The organism is Nioella sediminis (genome assembly GCF_001879695.1).
Taxonomy (GTDB): domain Bacteria; phylum Pseudomonadota; class Alphaproteobacteria; order Rhodobacterales; family Rhodobacteraceae; genus Nioella; species Nioella sediminis.
The window spans coordinates 64,005-82,695 of the sequence record NZ_MNBL01000054.1; the positions used below are offsets into that span (position 1 = coordinate 64,005).

Sequence of the window (18,691 nt, forward strand, 5' to 3'; positions counted from 1 at the left end):
AAGAGCAGGCACATGACCCAGACCCGACCGGCCAACGGCACCGCGCCGCAGGGCACGCATCGCGTGGCCCTTGTGGGCTGTGGCTTTGTGGCCGATCTTTATATGCGCTCTTTCGCCAAGCACCCGGAGGTGCAGATCGTGGCCGTGCATGACCGTGATCCGCAGCGTCTCGCGGCGTTTTGCGCGCATTGGTCCCTGCCTGCCTGCGACAGCCTCGACGCGGCTTTCGACACCACGCCAGACCTGATCCTGAACCTCACCAATCCGTCCTCGCACGCCGAAATCACCCGCGCTTGCCTAAACGCCGGGCACCATGTGTTTAGCGAAAAGCCCATGGTGCTGTCTCTGGAAGACGCGACGGCGCTGCATGGGCTGGCCCGCGATAAGGGCCTGCAACTGGGCAGTTCGCCATCCTCGGTTCTGGGCGAGGCCGCGCAGACGCTGGCCAAGGCCCTGCGCGATGGCATCGCGGGCACGCCCCGGCTGATCTATGCGGAGCTTGACGACGGCTTCATCCCGCAGGCGCCCGTGGAGGGTTGGGTCAGCGCCTCCGGCGCACCCTGGCCCTTTGCCGATGAATTCCGCACTGGCTGCACACTGGAACATGCGGGCTATTACCTCAGCTGGCTGATTGCCTGTTTCGGGGCGGTCGATAAGGTCGTGACCGCTACTGCCGAAGTCCTTCCCGATAAGCGCGGCGTCAGCGGCTGCGCCCCCGATTTCTCGGTCGCGACCCTGCATTTCGCGCAAGGCCCGGTGGCCCGGCTGACCTGTTCCATCACCGCCCCCCATGACCACCGCCTGCGGGTTGTGGGCGACAAAGGCGTGCTGGAGCTGGAGCAGGCCTGGGACAACGCCGCGCCGGTCCGGTTCCGCAAGCGGCTGCGCATTCGGCGGCGGCTGATGGAAAGCCCGGTCGCGAAACGCCTGCGCCTGCGGGGACCGACCCATCCGAAAGTCACCCGCGAAGGGGCCGCCGCGATGAATTTCGCGCTTGGCCCCGTGGAGATGCTGGAGGCGATTGCCGCCGGACGTCCCTCGCGCATTGCCGGTGACTACGCGCTGCACCTGACCGAGGTGACGCTGGCCTGTCAGACCGAGGGCGTGCACCGGATGACCACCCGCTGCGAACAAATGGAGCCGATGCCATGGGCGCGCTGAGGGTCTTCATCTCTGGTACCGGCAGCTATGTGGGCCGGGCCGTTGCGGATTACGCCATGCGCAAAGGGTACGAGGTGGTTCTGCATTCGCGCTACGGACACCGGGCCAACTGGCCGGACGTGCCCGAGGTTTTCCCAGTCGAAGGCCCGCTGGATGGCCCGGATATGCCAGGGCTGCTGACCGGCTGCGCGGCGGTGATCCATGTGGCGGGGCGGATGAGCGGCACCGAGGACGAATTCCGCAAGGACGTGGTGGAGGACAGCGCCGCCCTGATGCGCGCGGCTGGTAAAGCCGGGGTGCCGCGCGTTGTGCTGGCCGGGTCCGTTTCGGTCTATGGCGCGGGGAATCCGGGCGAGGTCATCACCGAGGACAGCCCGCTTGAGCCGCGCCCCGATCTGCGCGACGCCTATATGCGCGCCAAGCTGGCACAAGAGGAGGTCATGCGGGCTGAGGCCATCAAGGCCGGAATGGACTTGTCCATTCTGCGGCTCGGGGCGATCTGGGGGCCGGGGCGGCTTTGGTCCGCGCATTTCGGGCCCACCAAAGGCGCGGTGCTGATCCGCATCGGACGCGACGGGCAAGTCCCGCTCTGCGAAATCGACCGTGCGGGAGAGGCCCTGGTGTCTGCCGTGACGGCAACGCCCTGCACCGTGAATGTGCTGGATGACGACCTGCCCGACCGGGTTCGGTTCCTGAACGCGCTGTCGGTCTCGGGCTGGCCCCGTGTGATCCTGCCGGTTCACTGGCGGCTGCTCGACAGGATTGCAGGGGACAACCCTAACCGCCCCGGCCTGCTGTGCCGCCCGACCCTGCGCGCGCGGATGATGCCCTTGGGCTGGGACGGCAGCCGCGCGGTGGCGGCACTTGGCCTCGCCCCACAGCACGAGTTCGAGGCGCTGATGGCCGCCAACCTGATCGCGGGGGTCGAGGCATGAAGATCGCGTACCTGACCGGCGAATACCCCCGCGCCACTGACACGTTCATTCAGCGTGAAGTCGCGGCGCTGCGGGCCGAGGGGCTGGAGGTTCTAACCTGTTCCATCCGCCGCACGGGCGACGAACATCTGGTGGGCGAGGAACAGCGGCAGGAGGCCGCGCGCACCTTCCACGTGCTGCCCGCCGTGGCGAACCCTCTGACCATGGCGCGGGCGGAACTGGCCATGCTGCCCCGGTTCGGGCGTTACCTTCGGGCGCTGGCGCTGGCCTGGCGGACGGCCCCCAAGGGGATCAAGGGCCGCGCCTATAACCTGATCTATTTCACCGAGGCCGTGGTTCTGGCCCATCACCTGCGCCGGAATGGCGTTCAGCATCTGCACAACCATATCGCCAAGTCGAGCTGCACCGTGGCGATGCTGGCCTCGGAACTGTCGGGTATACCCTACAGTTTCACCCTGCACGGGCCGGATATCTTCTTTGCGCCTGAGCATTGGCGGCTGGATGAAAAGATCGCCCGCGCCCGGTTCGTGGCCTGCATCAGCGAGTTCTGCCGGTCGCAGGCGATGTTCTTTTCGGCCCAGGATCACTGGGGCAAGATGAAGATCATCCATTGCGGGGTGGAGCCAGATCGCTATGCGCCGGGTGACCGCAATGGCACTAAGCTGATGTTCGTAGGGCGTTTGGCGGCGGTCAAGGGCGTGCCGGTGCTGCTGGAGGCTTTGGCCAAGGCGCGAGAGGTTCGGCCCGACCTGACGCTGACGCTCGTGGGCGACGGGCCGGACCGTGCCGCCTTGGAAGCGCAGGCAAAGGCAATGGACCTTGGCGGGGCCGTCACCTTCGCGGGCTACAGATCCCAATCCGAGGTCGCGGACCTGCTGGCCAGCCATGATGCCCTCGTGCTGCCCAGTTTTGCCGAAGGCGTGCCGGTGGTGTTGATGGAAGCGATGGCCGCCCGGATGCCCGCCATTGCAACGGCGGTCGGCGGCGTGTCGGAACTGGTGGAAGACGGGAAAACCGGATGTCTGGTGGCGCCGGGAGATGCCGCAGCGCTCTGCTCGGCGATCCTGTCCCTCATGGTTGATGACGCATCGCGCGCCCGGATGGGCACAGCCGGACGCCGCAAGGTCGAGGCCCATTTCACCGCCCGAACAGAGGCCGCCCGCCTCGCCCACCTGTTCCGCTCTGGCCCCGACCTGCCCCCCGAAAAACGGCCGGAGGTGACCCCATGAATACAGCTATCGCCATCATCCTCATTGGCCGCAACGAAGGCGACCGGCTGAAACGTGCGCTCGACAGCGTTACGGGGCTGGTGGACCGGATCGTCTATGTCGACAGCGGGTCCACCGATGCCAGCGTGTCCTATGCGCAGTCGAAAGGCGTTCAGGTGGTGGAACTGGACATGTCCATCCCCTTTACGGCCGCCCGCGCCCGCAATGCAGGCGTCGATGCGCTGCGCGACGAAGGCCTGCCGGAGTTTCTGCAATTCATCGACGGGGATTGCGCCCTGATGCGCGACTGGCTGTCGATCGCGCTCTCCGTCATGCGGGCCGATACCGGGCTTGGCATCGTCACCGGCTGGCGGCGAGAGATTCATCCCGATGCCAGCATCTACAACGCCATGTGCGATCATGAATGGTATCGCCCTGCCGGTCCCATCGTCGCCTGCGGGGGCGATATGCTGGTTCGAAGCGAGGCCTTCGAGGCGGCGGGCGGCTTCAACCCGGATGTCATCGCCGCCGAGGATGACGAGTTCTGCCTGCGGGTGCGCATGGCGGGGTATCGGCTCATGCGCATTCCCCGCAACATGACCGCCCATGACGCAGACATGCACCGGTTTTCGCAATGGTGGAAACGGTCGGTCAGGAATGGCCATGGCTTTGCGCAACTGGGTGCGCTGCACGGATCGCACCTGTCACGGGAACGCGCGCGGGTCTATGTGTTCGGCCTTATGCTGCCCGCCGTGGCGCTGGCCGGACTGGCAACCAATCTCTGGGTCGTGGCAGGGGTTCTGGCACTTTACGCGGGATCCTATGCCAGTGCTCTGAGGGGGCTCCTGCGGGACGGGATCGCACCGGGTGTTGCCTGGCGGTTTGCCGGGTTCCTGACCCTGTCGAAAATCCCCAATCTCATCGGTATGGCCACCTTTGCTCTGCGCCGGCTCCGCGGGCGGTCCATGCGGATCATTGAATATAAATAAAGGCTTATGAACGTGAGTGCATCTCCCCCCATTCGAATTGGCCTTATTGGCGCGGGCTATATCGCAAGCTGGCATGCTGACGCGCTGAAGGCGACACCGGGCGTGCAGATCACGGCCATCTGTGACAGAAGCCGGGGCGCGGCAGAAGGATTGGCCGCCACCCATGGCGCGCAGGTCTTTACCTCGGTTGCCAACCTTATTGCCGCGCGGGCCTGCGATGCGGTGCATATCCTGACGCCCCCCAATTTGCACCATGCTCTGGCCGTGGAATGCCTTGAGGGTGGCTTGGATGTGCTGGTGGAGAAACCGGTTGCGCTCTCTGCCGCGGAAACCCGTTCGATTGCCGAGACCGCCACGCGCACCGGCAAGCGGTTTTCCCCCGGGCACAACTTCCTTGGCCTGCCGCGCTACGAACGGTTGAATGCACTGGTCACCGATGGTGCGCTTGGCCGCATTGCCGAGGCGCGGATCAACTGGTGTCTGCCGCTTGCCCCCCTGCGGTCTGGTCCCTATGGGCTTTGGCTGCTGCGTGAGCCAAAGAACCTGCTGCTGGAGCTCGGGCCCCATCCGTTTTCCTTCGCGGTCGATCTCTTTGGCCCGCTGGAGATCCTCGCAGCCGTCACCGGCCAGCCCGCGACCTTGCCCGGCGGCGACACCCGCGACCAGAGCTGGCGCATCTTCGCCCGCGCGGGCGATGTGGATGTGACGCTGACGCTTTCCATGGTCGAAACCATTGATGACCGGTCGGTGACCTTGCGCGGTTCCTCTGGCATGGCGCGGCTCGACTATGCTGCCGATACCCTTGCCACGACCCGTGACAACACCGCCGATCTGGTGGTGAACCCCCTGCTGAAGCAACTGGGCGCGGCCAGGGAACACCTGCGCGAGGGTCTGCGCAATGCCGCGATCCAGACGGGTTCTCTCAACCGCCGCAGCCCTTATGGGCAGAGCTTTCAGGGCATGAACCGGGCTATCTATGGCGGTGCGGCTGACCCGCGCTTTTCCCCCGAGGCTGCTATCACCGTCATGCAGGCCATCGACGACACACTGGCCCTGATCCCGGCGCAGCCTGCCCCCGCCATCGTCACCGGCACCCCGCGCCCCGGCGTCATGGTCATCGGCGGCACCGGCTATATCGGGCGCAACCTGACCCGCGCATTGGTGGCGGAAGGTCATGACGTCCGCGTGCTGTCGCGCGGGGCGCATGGCCCCTTCCCCGATATCGCCGATCACGTGGAAACCTGCCCGGTCTCGCTGACCGACAAACCCGCGATCACAGCGGCGATGGAGGGCATCCACACCGTCTATAACCTTGCGAAATCCATGGACGATACATGGGAGGACGCGCTGAAAAATGATGTGGGCACCGCCGTGCGGATCGGGGAAGCTGCGTTGCAGGCGGGCGTGTCGCGGCTGATCTATACGGGCACGATTGCGTCCTACGACATGTCCGACCCCGACGGGATGATCACCGAGGCAACGGGCTTTGGTGATATCGAGGCGCGCAATCTCTATGCACGATCCAAGGCGGAATGCGAGCGGCGGCTGATGCGGATGCACCGGCAGGACGGGCTGCCGCTGGTCATCGCGCGCCCCGGTATCGTGGTGGGCGGCGACGGACCCTTGCAGCATTGGGGCATCGGGCGATGGCACGGGGCGGGCGCAGTCAAGCTCTGGGGCAACGGGCGCAACATCCTACCCTTCGTGCTGGCCGATGACCTGTCGGACGGGCTGATCGCGATGATGGAGCGGGACGGCGCGATCGGGCGCAGCTTCAACCTGACCGGGGAGCATCTGCTGACAGGCCGCGACTATTTCGATGCCATCCATGACCGGCTTGGCGCGCGGATGCGGGTCAGTTCCGGCAACCTGACGGCGATGTGGATGGCCGACGGGGTGAAATACGCGCTGAAACGCTACGCGCTTGGCCGCCGCAACGCGGTGCGCCCCTCGCTTGCCGACTGGAAGTCGCGGGCGCATCTGGCGCGGTTCGACAACAGCCTGCCCAAGCGGGTTCTGGGCTGGCAGCCGGAAGCGGATCGGGAGGCATTCGTGACCCGTGCCCTCGATGCAAAGGCACTGTTCGGTGTCTGACCTGGGCCTGCCCGGGGGCTTAATTGTGCCAAACTTGCCCTATATAACGAGAAGCGCCGGGACACCGGCCAAGAACAGGACCTGAGTGAGAATGAGCAGCAACCGCCTCAATACCGGCCCCGATGACGGGCTGAGCGACAGCGACCGGCGCCGCCGGGCGTTGGAACGGCGGCTGCGTGAGGCGCTGACCGCCGACCGTCCGATGGAGCAGGACAATGAGGCGGATGACTCCGAACCCCAGGCCCCTGCCCCGACGCCGTCTGCCCGCTCGAACAGCAGCGATATATGGGATCGCCTGCCGCGCATTCCCGTAGAACCGGCGCGGCTTGACCGTAACCTTGTGATCACCGCAAGTCGCCACGACCCGGCACACGGGGCCTTTGACGTGCTGCGCACCCGGATCGTGCAGGCCATGCGGGACCACGGCTGGAGCCGGATCGGCATCACCTCGCCCAATCCCGGCAATGGCAAAAGCTTCACCGCCATCAACCTCGCGATCAGCCTGTCACGCCTGTCGGATCTGCGGACCGCGCTGATTGACATGGACCTGCGCCGCCCCGGACTGGCCCGCATCCTCGGGCTGCGCGACATGCCTGCCACGGCGGATTTCCTGCGCGGCGAGATCGACACCGCAACCTACCTGTCAACCTTCGCGCCCAATATGCTCAATATCGGTGACAAGCTGGCGCTTGGCGTCAATGGCCGGACCGATCCCTATGCTGCGGAGCTGTTGCAAAACCCGACGACGACCGAGGTCTTGACGCGCATGCAGGAGGAGCTCGGCGCCGACCTGGTCCTCTACGATCTGCCCCCCGCCCTTGCCATGGATGACGTGCTGGCCTTCCGCCCGCATATCGACTGCGTTCTGCTTGTCGTGGGTGGCGGCGAAACCCGCGCGCGCGATGTGCGCGAGGTGCAGCGTCGTCTCGGCGACGAACTGCCGATATTGGGGGTGGTGATGAACAAGGCCGAGCTCGACGAAGATCCCGGCTATGGCTATGGCGGCTGATCAGTCGCGCGTCGTGCGCCGCATGACAACCGCCAGTTCCTGTCCCTGCGCCTGAGGCAGGCGGTCCGCAATCGCGCGCCACCAGCCTCGCACCAGACCAACCACACCGACCACCGCGGCAGTCAGCAGTCCGATCCAGAGAACGCGGCCCCGGCGCACCTTGCCTTGGCTGCGCAGATTGGGGATCACGACAACCGGTTGCACGCCAAGCTCTCGCTCGAACTGACGGGCGCTGCGCAGACGTCCGTCAAGGATCTCCAGCAAAAGCGCCGCAGCGGCGGCAAGGAACACCACCAGCATCCCCCCGGCCATGGCCAGTTTCTTGCGGCTGGTCGATACCGGGTATTCGGGCGGAATGGCGGTTTCCAGAACTTCGAAACGCTCCGCCTGATTGCGGGTTTCCAGAAGCTGGTTCATGGCCGCCTGCGCGCGGCGTTCGGTGATGACGCTCAATTCGCCCTGAAGCTGTTCAAGCTGGCGGTCGAAAACATGGGTCTGGCGCTCCACTTCCGGGGCGGCAAGCAGAACCGCCTCGATCTCGGCAATAGCGTCATTCACAAGCTGCAAACGTTGGTTGAGCAATTCCTGCTGCCGCAACCGGGCCTCGGCCAGCAACCGCCCGCTTTCGCTTTCCAGCTCGATGATCTGTTCCTCGATATTGATCCGGCTTTCCTCCAACCGGGACAATTGGGTACGCTGCGATGCAATGGCAGCGGGCAGAGCCGCTGAATTGGCCTGCCGGAACTCGGAATAGGCAAACTCCAGCTCTTCGATTTCAGCGGTCAGTCGCGCCTCTTCGGCTTCGAGAAATTCCAGCGTGCGCGCGGTCCGGCCCGAAGTCCGTTCCTGCGCCTCTTCGAGCACCCGGTCGAGGAAGCGATTGGCGATGGCCGCCGCGATATCCGGGTCGGACAGGCGCACCGTGATCACCAGCCCGGAAGGCTGCACCTCGGGACGCCAGGCCTGCTCGGGGTCGATCAGCTCGATGATCTGGACAGACTGGCGCACCAGCGCGACGCGTTCGGTGATCGACGGGATGCCCGAGAAGATGCCGAACTCGTCCAGAACCGTCATGATATGATCGCGCGACATCAGCTGCTGTTCGATCAGCTCCAGCTCGCTATTGGGGTTGAGCGTGCCGCCTGCGGCCCCGCCACCTGTCTGGCTGGTCAGCCGTTCCACAACCTGCGCCGCTTCGATCTGCACGACCGCCGTCGCCTCGTAGACCCGAGGCTGGCTGAGCGCGTAGAGCACAACGGACGGCAACCCCACGACCAAAATCAGCAAGACCACCCAGATGCGGCGAAGCAGGATGCGCGGGATATCCCAGATTGATGTGATCGGACCCATGGGGGGCAGTCCTTTCGGTTCGATTTATCAGGTGCCGGATGGCAGGCTGGAGAGTGCTTCCCGGGAGACCGGGCTTTGCAATTGAGGCGGCAACCGCCCCCGCGTTGCCATATCCTCGCCCCATTCTAGGTGATTTTTCGTCAAATTTCCAAGGACTAGGCCGTTTCGGTCTGGAAACACTCCATTTCCAAATCGGCATTCCGCGCCACATTCCCGCCATATTCCGTTGACAGCGGCAGTGCCATGAGCGTGCAGATCAGCCCGTCACGGCAGAAAAGCTGCCCTTCCAGCCGTCGGCCCGCGCGATGCGGGCCAAAGGGAATGCGCAGCGTGGCGGTAAAACGGTTGCGGGCAAGATCCGGGGCGATGTCCATCGCATCGAATCCCACGATCCGACGAGACAGCGGATAGAGCGCCTTGTAGGTCGCTTCCTTGGCCGAAAAGATCATCTGCGCATAGCCACCTTGCAGGGATTTTTGCTGATCTGACAGCCAGTTACAATCATTGTCAGTCAACACGGTCGGCCACAGATCCTCGGCAAGCGGGTCCAGCGCTGCAAGATCCAGACCAAGCCCGGACAGCGAGGACCGGCGCGCAACAACCGCGATGCAGCGCCCTTCGTGATGGGTGATGGACCCGACCACGCCATTGGGCCAGACCGGCGCACGGTCGGTCCCCATTGGGATCGCATAGGGAACCATGCCGATTACGCGAAGCGCATGACGCGCAGCGGCGCGGCCAGCGGCGAATTCAGCCTGACGGGCCGGGGTCGCACGGACCATGGCGCGGGATTCCCCGGGCCAGAAGTCATGGGCCTCCCCGGCATGGGTCTCGCCATAGCCAAGCGTTCCGCCACGCCAGCCGCTTTCGATGAGATCACGAAACATGGCCTATCCCCTCCCCATCCGGGCCGCGCGCATCTGGCGGCGGCGCGACATGGCCTCGGCGCGATTGATCGCGCGTTCGGGTGACGGGAGCGGACCCTGCGGGTCCGGTTCCTGCTGCTCGCCCCGGGTCAGCCGGTCGACCTCCTCCGCCAATGCCGACAGCACGGGGAAGCGGAAAATATCGGTGATCGAAAGCCGCTCGGCGCCAAGCTCGGCCTTGATTTCTCGATGCGCCTGCACCGCCAGCAGCGAATGCCCGCCAAGGTCGAAGAAATGATCCTGCGGGCCGATGCCCTCGACGCCGAGGATCTTCGTCCAGATCGCGGCGATGCGTCCAGCGGTGCTGGCCTTGGTGTTGATCGGCGTGACGTTTGAGGGCGTGGCCGCGCGCGCGGGGGGAGCGGGCAGCGCCTTTCGGTCGATCTTCTTGTTGGGCGTGAGCGGGAAAGCGTCGAGCCGGACGACATGCGCGGGCACCATATGGGCGGGCAGTTCCGCCGCCAGGTGATCGCGGATCGCCGCCGGATCGACCGGCGCGGTTTCCAGGTAGTAGCCCACCAGTTGCAGGTTGCCCGGCGTATCCTCGCGCGGGATCACCACGGACTGGCGCACGCCCGGAACCGCGTCGATCTGGGTCTCGATCTCTCCCATCTCGATCCGGTAGCCGCGCAGCTTGATCTGGTGATCGGCGCGACCGAGGAAATCGAGCCCGCCATCAGCCCGCCAGCGCACAAGATCGCCCGTGCGGTAGACGCGGTTGCCCGGTTTGAACGGATCGTCAAGGAACCGTTCCGCCGTCAGGTCGGGCCGCTGCCAGTAGCCGCGCGCCACGCCCTCACCGCCGATGAACAACTCGCCCGGCACGCCAATCGGCACCGGCTGCATCGCCTCGTCGAGCACATAGACCTGCGTGTTGGCAATCGGCGTGCCGACGCCGGTGATCCCCTCGCCGCCTGTGGCGGTCTGGGTCGTGGACCAGATCGTGGTTTCCGTGGGGCCGTACATGTTCTCGATATGGGCATCCGTCGCGGCCTGAAGCTCTGCCACCAGCGATCCGGGCAGGGCTTCACCGCCCACCATCAGGTGTTTCACACGGGCCAGCGCCATCTTCGCCTCGTCATTGCCCACCAGCATCCGCGCCATCGATGGCGTGCATTGCAGATGCGTTACCCCGTGGCGGATGATCTGCGCGGCGATCGAGAAATCGTCCTCCGCCAGCGCATCCCCCTGGTTTGCGCGTTTCAGCACCTCGGCAATGGGGCGCAGACCATCCAGAACCTTCTGCCGCTCGATCCCGTAGTCGATCAGGCAGGCGATCTCGTCGACGCCGATACGCTTGAGCTGTTCGACTCGATCCAGCGCGTCTTCCACCGTGCCGAACAGGCCGCTATCGTTGAAATACCGCTCGAAGGCGAAGTCGAGGATCGCCTCCAGCTCCTCCTCCGACAGGATACCGAGGTCGAGCTGCATCGGATTGTTCACGCCCTTGGGCTTCTTGAAAGCGGGGAAGGCCCAGGCAAATTGCTTGATCAGACCCGCCGCCGAGCGCAGGTAATCCTTCATCGGACCACGGGCGACCTCGCGCGCCTGATCGCGGTCACTGGCCAGGTAGGAATGCAGCATCAGCGTGACGGTGTGATTGGCAGGGTCGCGGCCACCGTCGCGCAGGGCGTCGTGGTAGATCTTGATCTTCTCGCCCACCTCGTCAATCGACTGGCCCAGAAGATGGGTCAGCACGTTGGCGCCGATCTCTCCGGCCTCGCGCCAGGTGTCGGGGTTGCCCGCCGTCGTCACCCAGATCGCCAGTTCCTTGGACACCGGGCGCGGTTGCGTCAGCACCTTGTGCTCGGTCCCGTCAGCCATGGGGAAGGCCACCTCCTCGCCACGCCAGAGCGCGCGCAGGGTGTTGATGGCCTCATACATGGCGGGCTTGTTGTTGGGCGGGGTGTTTTCCGGGCGCAGCACGAAATCATGCGGCTGCCATCCGCTGGCGATGCCAAGCGCCGCGCGCCCGTTCGTCAGGTTGTCGATCACCGCCCATTCCTCGGCGATCCGCGCCGGGTGGTGAAGCGGCGCCACGACAGAGCCCGAGCGCACACCGATATTCTTCGTCACCGCAGCCACGGCGGCCCCGGTCACGGAGGGGTTCGGATAGGGCCCGCCAAAGGCGTGGAAATGGCGTTCCGGCGTCCAGACCGCGCAGAACCCGTTCTGATCGGCAAACTTCGCCCCTTCCAGCAGCATCGTGTACTTGTCACGGCCGACGCCATCGTCATTGCCCCAGTAGAAGAGGCTGAACTCCATCCCCCTGCCCGTCTGGCCAATGCGGCCATTGCTGACGAGCGTGCGGTTTTCATCGCCCGAGATGACGACGGTGAAGCCCCGCGCGAGGGTCCAGAAGAGCTCCAGCACCGAGATGTCGAAGGACAGGCTGGTCACGGCCAGCCAGACGCCCCCGGTCTCGTGGTCGATGCGCGCATCCATCCCGGTAAAGAAGTTCGAGACATTGCGATGCTCGATCATCACGCCCTTGGGCCGGCCGGTGGAGCCGGAGGTGTAGATCAAATAGGCCAGATCCTCCGGCGTCACGCCGCTATCGGGGTTGGTCTCCGGCGCGGCGGCAATGCGCGGGTCGCGGTCGATTTCCAGCACTTGCGCCTTGTGGGGCGGCAAATGCGGGGTCAGCGCGGCCTCGGTCAGGATCACCCTGGCGCCGCTGTCCTCGACATAAAGCGCGACCCGATCCGCCGGGTAATCGGGGTCGAGCGGCACATAGGCCCCGCCCGCCTTGTGAATGGCAATGGCCCCGATCAGCAGATCGGCAGAGCGACGGACATGCAGCCCCACCAGATCGCCCCGGCGCACCCCCATCCCGGCCAGCGCATGGGCCACCCGGTTGGCTCGGGCGTTGAGCGCGGCGTAAGACAGGCGTTCGCCCTCGAAGATCAGGGCCGTGGCGTCGGGGGTCTTCGCGGCCTGCACCTCGAACATCTGGTGGATGCAGCAGGCGCGGTCGTAGTCCGCATCCGTCGCGTTCCAGTCATGGATCAGCTTCTGCCGTTCGCAGTCGGGCACGATGGACAGCTCCGCCACCGGCGTGGCGGGATCGGCCTGCAGCACATGCTGTAACCGCGCGGCGATGAGGTCGAGTTCTTGGGCCGTGACGCGGGCGGCATCGGCGGTGAGCGTCTGGCCGTCCTCGGACAGGCAGAGCGCCGCGCCGTGCACATCGCCAATGGCGAAATCGGGGATGGGCAGCCCGGACAGGCCGGGAATGCGCGCGGGAAGGTCAGCCGCGAAAGGCCCCTTGGCGCGGGCTTCGTCAAGGCGGGCGGCAAAGCGCGACTCGGCCTCAGCAACTGGACCCTCTGGGTCGATCGCGACGGGCACCCAGGAAGACAGGAAGCCGGGGCATCCAACCGGCAGGCCAAGCGCGACGTCGACCGCCCCGCCCTCGCCCTTGCGCAGGGCGAGCAGCGCGAACCGGGCCAGAACCTGCACCACGTCGAGCGTGGAGGGGAGCGCGACCCGACGGGCCGCTTTCCCCTCACCCGATCCAGGGTGGAAGGTGAAGGTTGCAGGCTGCATGGCAACGAGCCGCTTGCGCCAGAACCCTTCCGCAGGGGCGGCGGCGGTGATGGCGGCGCTGATGGCGGCGCGGTCCTGTGTCATCGGCAGGCGGGTGCCTGCGGCAAGGTGATCGGAAAGGATCACGGGCGCTCCGTCGACGGAGCGCATCTCGCCCAGCCTCACGGCGCCGCCGGGAACGGCCACGGTCGCGGTGCCGCCGGTGACCTCCAGAACCTCGCCGGGCGCGCCTGTGCCCTCGACCGGCTCCGCGCTGCCGACCAGCAGAATCTCGCTGCCGGTGTCGAGTTTCGGGCAGGCCAGCGGGTTCCAGTATCCGCCATGATCCAGTGCATGGACAATGGCCGCGATCTCATTGGCTGATCTGGAAAAATCCAGAAGGGCCGCCGCTTCGGGCCGTGCGTCGCGGGCAAAGTAGCTGCGGCGCGACAGGTCCTGCGCCGTGCCCTCAGCGCGCCCCTCGGAAAGCGCCGCGATCACCTCGCCGAAACTGTCCAGCGCGGCGGCGTAGCACTTGGTGTTAAGCGTCAGTGCGGTTTCCCCCGGCGCGATGTCGATGCGGCGCTGCGCCAGGATATTGCCCTCGTCCACGCCGCCCGCGATGCGGTGCCAGGTGATGCCATGGGTGGTTTCACCCTTCAGCAACGCCCAGACCGGGGCGTTGAGCCCGGCATAGGCGGGCAGCGGCCCGTCGTGGAAATTGACAGCGCCCTTGGCGGCCATGGACAGCAGGTCAGCGGGGAGGATATCGAGGTTCGCAATGGACAAAATCCATTCGAATTCAACTCCCTGCAGCCGGTCCTTCAACCCGCTACCCGGTGCGATCAGCGTCACGCCTTCCGCCTCGGCCCAGGCCCGGAAGTCGGGGCAGCGCGTGATCACGGCGCGGATTGGGTGGCCTGCACCCGCCAGCATTTTCGCGCAGTTCAGTGCCAGCGTATCATGACCGATGACAATCGAGGAAAACAGGGACATGGATCAACCTCCGGTCAGGCGGGCGGCGCGGTCGCCGCCGCGTGTGGCCCCGGGTCGGGGCGCTGAAAACTCGTGTGAAATCAGGCTGCGCAGGAAGCGCGGCGGGTCGGCGGGCTTGCGGCCCCTCAGCAGGCAACGCAGCCGGTGCAGCAGACCGCCCGCGACATGGGCCGCCGTGGCCAGACGCGCATAGGCGCGGCCATGGGACTTTTCGAAATAGTGGCGGCGCGAGTCGAACCAGTAGCCCGGAACCTCCTGCCATTCCTTCATGCCGGTCGAGGCAGACCCGATATGCGTGACGGAGCTTTCCCGAACGAAATCCGTTGGATACCCTGCGTTCTTCGCGCGACGGCAGAGGTCGGTTTCCTCGAAATAGAGGAAAAACGTCTCATCGAAGAGGCCGATTTCCTCCAGAACCTCCATCCGCATCATCAGGCTCGCGCCCGCCAGCCAGTCGACCCGCGCGGTCTGCTCCGGGATCGGCACCGGCACCGCCCGGTTGCGCAGCCAGCGGCTGATCGGGCCGAGGCGCACGGCCCCTTCGAATTCGCTCGCGATCGAGGGAAAGCGGAAGGTGGTCAGATGCGGCTCGCCCTCGGGCCCGTGGATGTAGCTGCCGGCGAAGCCCGTTTCGGGATGCGTCTGCAGATGATCCAGCAGGGCGCGGATCGCGCCCGTATCGGGGAAAGCGTCGGAGTTCAGGATATAGACATAGTCCGGGCGGCTGCCGTCCGAGAGTCCCGCGCGGATGCCCACGTTGTTGCCCGCTCCGAAGCCGCCATTGCGGCCTGCGTCGATCACGCGGGTGCGGGGCCAAGCGCGGTCCTCGACCACGCGGGTCATGGTCTCGAAGGAACCATCGCGGGAATCGTTGTCGACGAGCAGCAGCTCTCCCCCGATGCCCTCCATTTCCCGCAGAGCGGTCTCGGCGGCGCGCAGGGTCATGTCGGCGGTGCGCCAGTTCAGCACCACGGTCAGCAGTTTCGGGTCACTCGGCGGCATGGCTGCCCTCCCATGCCTGCGCCACCAGTCGCGCACGGTCGGCGGCCTCGATTACCTTGCCCATCCGCGCGGCCAGCACCCGCACATTGGGCTCCAGCACCATGGAATCGTGGTCCCCCGGCACTTCGAAAACCTGCAACTCGGGCGCCCATTCGGTCCAGTCATTGTCATGGGTCACGTAGGCGCGTTCGGAATTGACCAGTCGCCCGTCGCCCACCTGCCACTTGCCCACCAGCGGCGGACGGAACAGCGTCAGCGGCCCGTGCCATGGTTGCAAATGGTAGCTGGCAACCGATTCCAAGAAAGCGGCCTCAATGGCGGCATTGTGGAACACGGGGCTTTCGCCCGCATCGTCCTGCTTCTGGCGACGCTTGGCGACTTCCCACCGGATGCGGCGGGCGAGCCATGTGAACGGGTAGGCAAAGCCGCCCGCTTTCAGCTCCTGCATCTGGATGGCGATGCGGTCGGCGCGCGTCAGCTCCCGGCGTTGCGGCAGGGGCGTGTCGAGCATGATCAACGCGGCCACCTCCTCACCTTCAGCCGTCAGCTGCTGCGCGATCTCATAGGCGGTGATGCCACCGCCCGAGAAACCGCCCAGCATATAGGGTCCATGCGGCTGCACCTGCCGGATCTCGGCGATGTAATCGCGCGCGGCCTCTTTCACCGAGCGGTGCGGTTCGTCCTCACCAAACAGCCCCTTGGCCTGCATCCCGTAGAAGGGCCGGTCATGGCCCAGAAGATGCGCAAGATGGCGCAGGTTCAGCACGTTGCCGAACATGCCCGCGACGAGGAAGAAGGGCGTTTTCGGACCGCCTTCGCCCTGATGCATGGGTACCAGATGTGTGAAGCGGCGGGCAGGTTCTTCACGTTTCGGGGCGTCTTCGCCTGCCTTCGCGCTGATCCCCTGTGCCTCGACCAGACCGGCGATCTTGCGGATCGTAGGGGCCTCGAACAGGACGGAAATGGGGAAGTCCACCGCCCAGGTCTTCTTGACCATGGCAAAGAGCCGAACGGCGATCAGGGAATGCCCGCCGAGGTCGAAGAAACTGTCCTCGGCCCCGACTTGCGCCACGCCCAGAAGGTCGCGCCAGAACCCGGCAAGCGTTTCCTCGATGGGGCCTTCGGGCTCAACGAAGTCGCTGTCAAGTTCCGGTCGCTCGAACCCGTGGCTCGCCTGCGCCTCCTCGGTCTCGGTGCCCGCCTGCGCGATCAGCGCGTCGAGGTCGAGCGAGGAAATCAGCACCTGCGGCAGCGGGCTCGCCAGCCCCTTCAGGAATGCTTCCGCGCCCTCTTCGGGGCGGATGCCCTGAGCGATGTTGTGGCGCAGCCGTTCCTCTGCAGGCGACAGCGGGCGCGGGCCTTCTGCCTCGGCCTGTTTCGCGGGCGCGGCGGCGAAGGCGATGTTGCCCACGAGGCGGCGGATGGTGAAGCCCGCGATCTCCACGCAGACGGTGCCATCCGGGGCCGCGAGGGTGATGTTAAAGCTTGCGGTCTGGTCCGAGGCGCGGTTGTCACCGGCGTTGCGGACGTAAGACACCACGTCGGACGGCAGTGCTTTGAACACCTTCACCGAGGCATAGTTGACCGGCACCCACAGCGCATCGGGGCGGTAGCCCTCGATCAGCTCCATCGCCCATCCGGTGGCCAGATCGACCATCCCCGGCGGCAGGCGCCAGCGGGGATCGTGACTGTCGAGCGACAGGCGCGCCAACCCCTCGCCCTGCCCCATCCGGGTTTCGCGCAGCACCCGCCAGCCGGGACCGAAGCGCAGATGCGCCTCCTGCGGGGAGGTCAGGCTTTGGCCCGCCTCGGCGCGCATCGGTTCACCCATCCGGGCCTCCAGCGCCGGGATATCCAGCCGTGCGGGCGGGTCCATCGGCAGAATGCGGATATCGGCCTCGGCATTCACGTCCCACCCCGCACCTTCCGGCGCGCTTTCGACGCGGAGCCCGTAGCCCTGATCGCTGCGCGGCAGGGTCAGGCGGATGCGCGTGGTCTGGCCATCTTCGGTGCGCAGGGGGCGCAGGAACCACAGGTCGCGGATCTCGAAGGGGCGGTCCTCGCCCTGCCCTTCCAAGGCTTCTGCCACCAGTTCCAGATAACCGGTGCCGGGCAGCAGAGCGTCACCAGCACCTGTGCGGTGCTGGTCCAGCACCCACCGGCTTTCGGGGCGCCAATGGGCCGCGAACCGGCGATTGCCATCGGCGTCGAACCCTGCGGTATCCAGCAAGGGCAGCGTGACGGGCACCGGCGCGGGCGGTTCGGCCTCGCGTGCCTGCATCGCCTCGGCGGCCATGCCCACACCCGACCAGATGCCCCAGTCGATGGCCAGCACCCGCGTCTTGCCACCGCTGCGCGATTTGGCAAAGGCGTTGAGGTAGTCGTTTGCGGCCACGTAATCCACCTGCCCCGCAGGTGCGGTCGCGGTGGAGCTGGAGGAGAAGAGCACCATCCAGTCAAGCGTGCCATCGGGGAAGAGCGTATCCAGAACCTGCGTGCCGTGGATCTTGGGCGTGAAGACCTCTTCGATACTGGTGGGCGTCTTCGCAAGCATGGGCGCGTCGTCGATGACGCCAGCGGCATGAATCACGCCATTGATTGGGCCAAACGTCGCCTCGGCCTTTGCCACGGCGGCGCGCATGTCCTCGACGTTGGAGACATCGGCAGCGAGCGGCAGAACCGCGCCCCCGGCGGCTTCCAGCCTTTCGACGGCCCGGATGCGGGCGGCGGTGCGGTCCGTGGGCGCGGCGTTTTTCAGCAGGCTCTGCCAGCGGTCGCGCGGCGGCAGGCCGGTGCGGGAAACGAGGACAATCCTCGCCTTGTGGCGGCGGATCAGCTCTTCGGCCACGCTTGTGCCGATACCGCCATAACCGCCGGTCAGCAGCACGGTTGCACCTTCGCGGATATCGAGCGTGTCGGCCTCGGGCAGATCCACGCGCTTCCACCCCTGTTCGAACCGCTTGCCCGCGCGGATCGCGGCGATACGGCTATCGGGGTCCGACAGCATCTCCTCCAGCACCGGCGCGGGGTCGGGCCGGTCGACGTCCAGAACGGCCACCGAGACACCGGGGAATTCGCGCGGGATCACGCGGGCAGGCCCCATGATGGTGGCTTTCGACGGGTAAGGCAGCGGTTCGCTGCGGACCTGCGCGGCACCGTTCGTGACCACGTCGATATGCAGCGGCCCCTGCCCTTCATCGGCCCAGGCCTGCGCGAGGTAGAAGAGCGACCAGAACCCCTGTTCCTGCATCCGGTGGAAGAAGCTCGACCCCGGGCGGTGATGTTCGCCTTGGGTCAGCAGCCACAGATGCGTGATGCGGGTGGGCAGGCTGCCCGCCTCGGCCAGCGTGCGCAGCAGTTGGTCATAGCCTTCCCGGCCCCTCTCGGGCGGCAGGACAAAGCCCGATTTGGTGCGTGCGAAGGCGTCGCCGGGGGTGACCAGCGTCACGGGATGGCCCGCTTCGCGCAGCCGGTCGGCCAGAGTGGCGGCGAC

11 protein-coding genes are annotated in these 18,691 nt (G+C 66.1%); 6 read left to right on the plus strand and 5 right to left on the minus strand.

Translation table 11 applies throughout. The features are described 5' to 3' along the window. Window positions 1-12: 12 nt before the first annotated feature. The 6 genes from BKY26_RS08525 to BKY26_RS08550 all read left to right on the plus strand — a co-directional run bounded on the left by BKY26_RS08525 (window position 13) and on the right by BKY26_RS08550 (window position 7,396). Window positions 13-1,161 (plus strand): Gfo/Idh/MocA family protein, encoded by a 1,149-nt coding sequence (locus BKY26_RS08525; RefSeq protein WP_071689972.1) that lies wholly within the window; start codon window positions 13-15, stop codon window positions 1,159-1,161. Then, complete coding sequence (locus tag BKY26_RS08530) at window positions 1,149-2,096, plus strand: NAD-dependent epimerase/dehydratase family protein (RefSeq protein WP_071689973.1); 948 nt, start codon at window positions 1,149-1,151, stop codon at window positions 2,094-2,096. Before BKY26_RS08525 ends, BKY26_RS08530 begins: the two co-directional genes overlap by 13 nt. Continuing rightward, on the plus strand, window positions 2,093-3,325 hold the full coding sequence (locus tag BKY26_RS08535; protein WP_071689974.1) for a glycosyltransferase family 4 protein: 1,233 nt from the start codon (window positions 2,093-2,095) through the stop codon (window positions 3,323-3,325). Before BKY26_RS08530 ends, BKY26_RS08535 begins: the two co-directional genes overlap by 4 nt. Beyond that, complete coding sequence (locus BKY26_RS08540) at window positions 3,322-4,293, plus strand: glycosyltransferase family 2 protein (RefSeq protein WP_071689975.1); 972 nt, start codon at window positions 3,322-3,324, stop codon at window positions 4,291-4,293. Before BKY26_RS08535 ends, BKY26_RS08540 begins: the two co-directional genes overlap by 4 nt. A 12-nt stretch (window positions 4,294-4,305) precedes the next feature. Further along, a complete protein-coding gene (locus tag BKY26_RS08545; protein WP_227434969.1) occupies window positions 4,306-6,387 on the plus strand; it encodes an NAD-dependent epimerase/dehydratase family protein in 2,082 nt (693 codons plus the stop codon). A 91-nt stretch (window positions 6,388-6,478) separates the two neighbouring features. After that, window positions 6,479-7,396 (plus strand): CpsD/CapB family tyrosine-protein kinase, encoded by a 918-nt coding sequence (locus BKY26_RS08550; protein WP_071689977.1) that lies wholly within the window; start codon window positions 6,479-6,481, stop codon window positions 7,394-7,396. Here BKY26_RS08550 and BKY26_RS08555 read toward each other — a convergent pair whose 3' ends face one another. From BKY26_RS08555 to BKY26_RS08575, 5 genes are all read right to left on the minus strand, one after another. Next, window positions 7,397-8,746, minus strand: coding sequence for a Wzz/FepE/Etk N-terminal domain-containing protein (locus BKY26_RS08555; protein ID WP_071689978.1), 1,350 nt, complete (start codon window positions 8,744-8,746; stop codon window positions 7,397-7,399). A gap of 155 nt (window positions 8,747-8,901) precedes the next feature. After that, window positions 8,902-9,633 carry a 4'-phosphopantetheinyl transferase family protein gene (locus BKY26_RS08560; protein ID WP_071689979.1) on the minus strand — a complete coding sequence of 244 codons (732 nt, stop codon included), beginning with the start codon at window positions 9,631-9,633 and terminating at the stop codon, window positions 8,902-8,904. Between the two features lie 3 nt (window positions 9,634-9,636). Further along, a complete protein-coding gene (locus BKY26_RS08565; RefSeq protein WP_071689980.1) occupies window positions 9,637-14,196 on the minus strand; it encodes a MupA/Atu3671 family FMN-dependent luciferase-like monooxygenase in 4,560 nt (1,519 codons plus the stop codon). 3 nt (window positions 14,197-14,199) lie between these two features. After that, window positions 14,200-15,198 (minus strand): glycosyltransferase family 2 protein, encoded by a 999-nt coding sequence (locus tag BKY26_RS08570; protein WP_071689981.1) that lies wholly within the window; start codon window positions 15,196-15,198, stop codon window positions 14,200-14,202. Continuing rightward, window positions 15,185-18,691 (minus strand): SDR family NAD(P)-dependent oxidoreductase (locus BKY26_RS08575; RefSeq protein ID WP_131541810.1); only part of this gene is annotated, 3,507 nt, incomplete at its 5' end. The genes BKY26_RS08570 and BKY26_RS08575, both read right to left, overlap by 14 nt.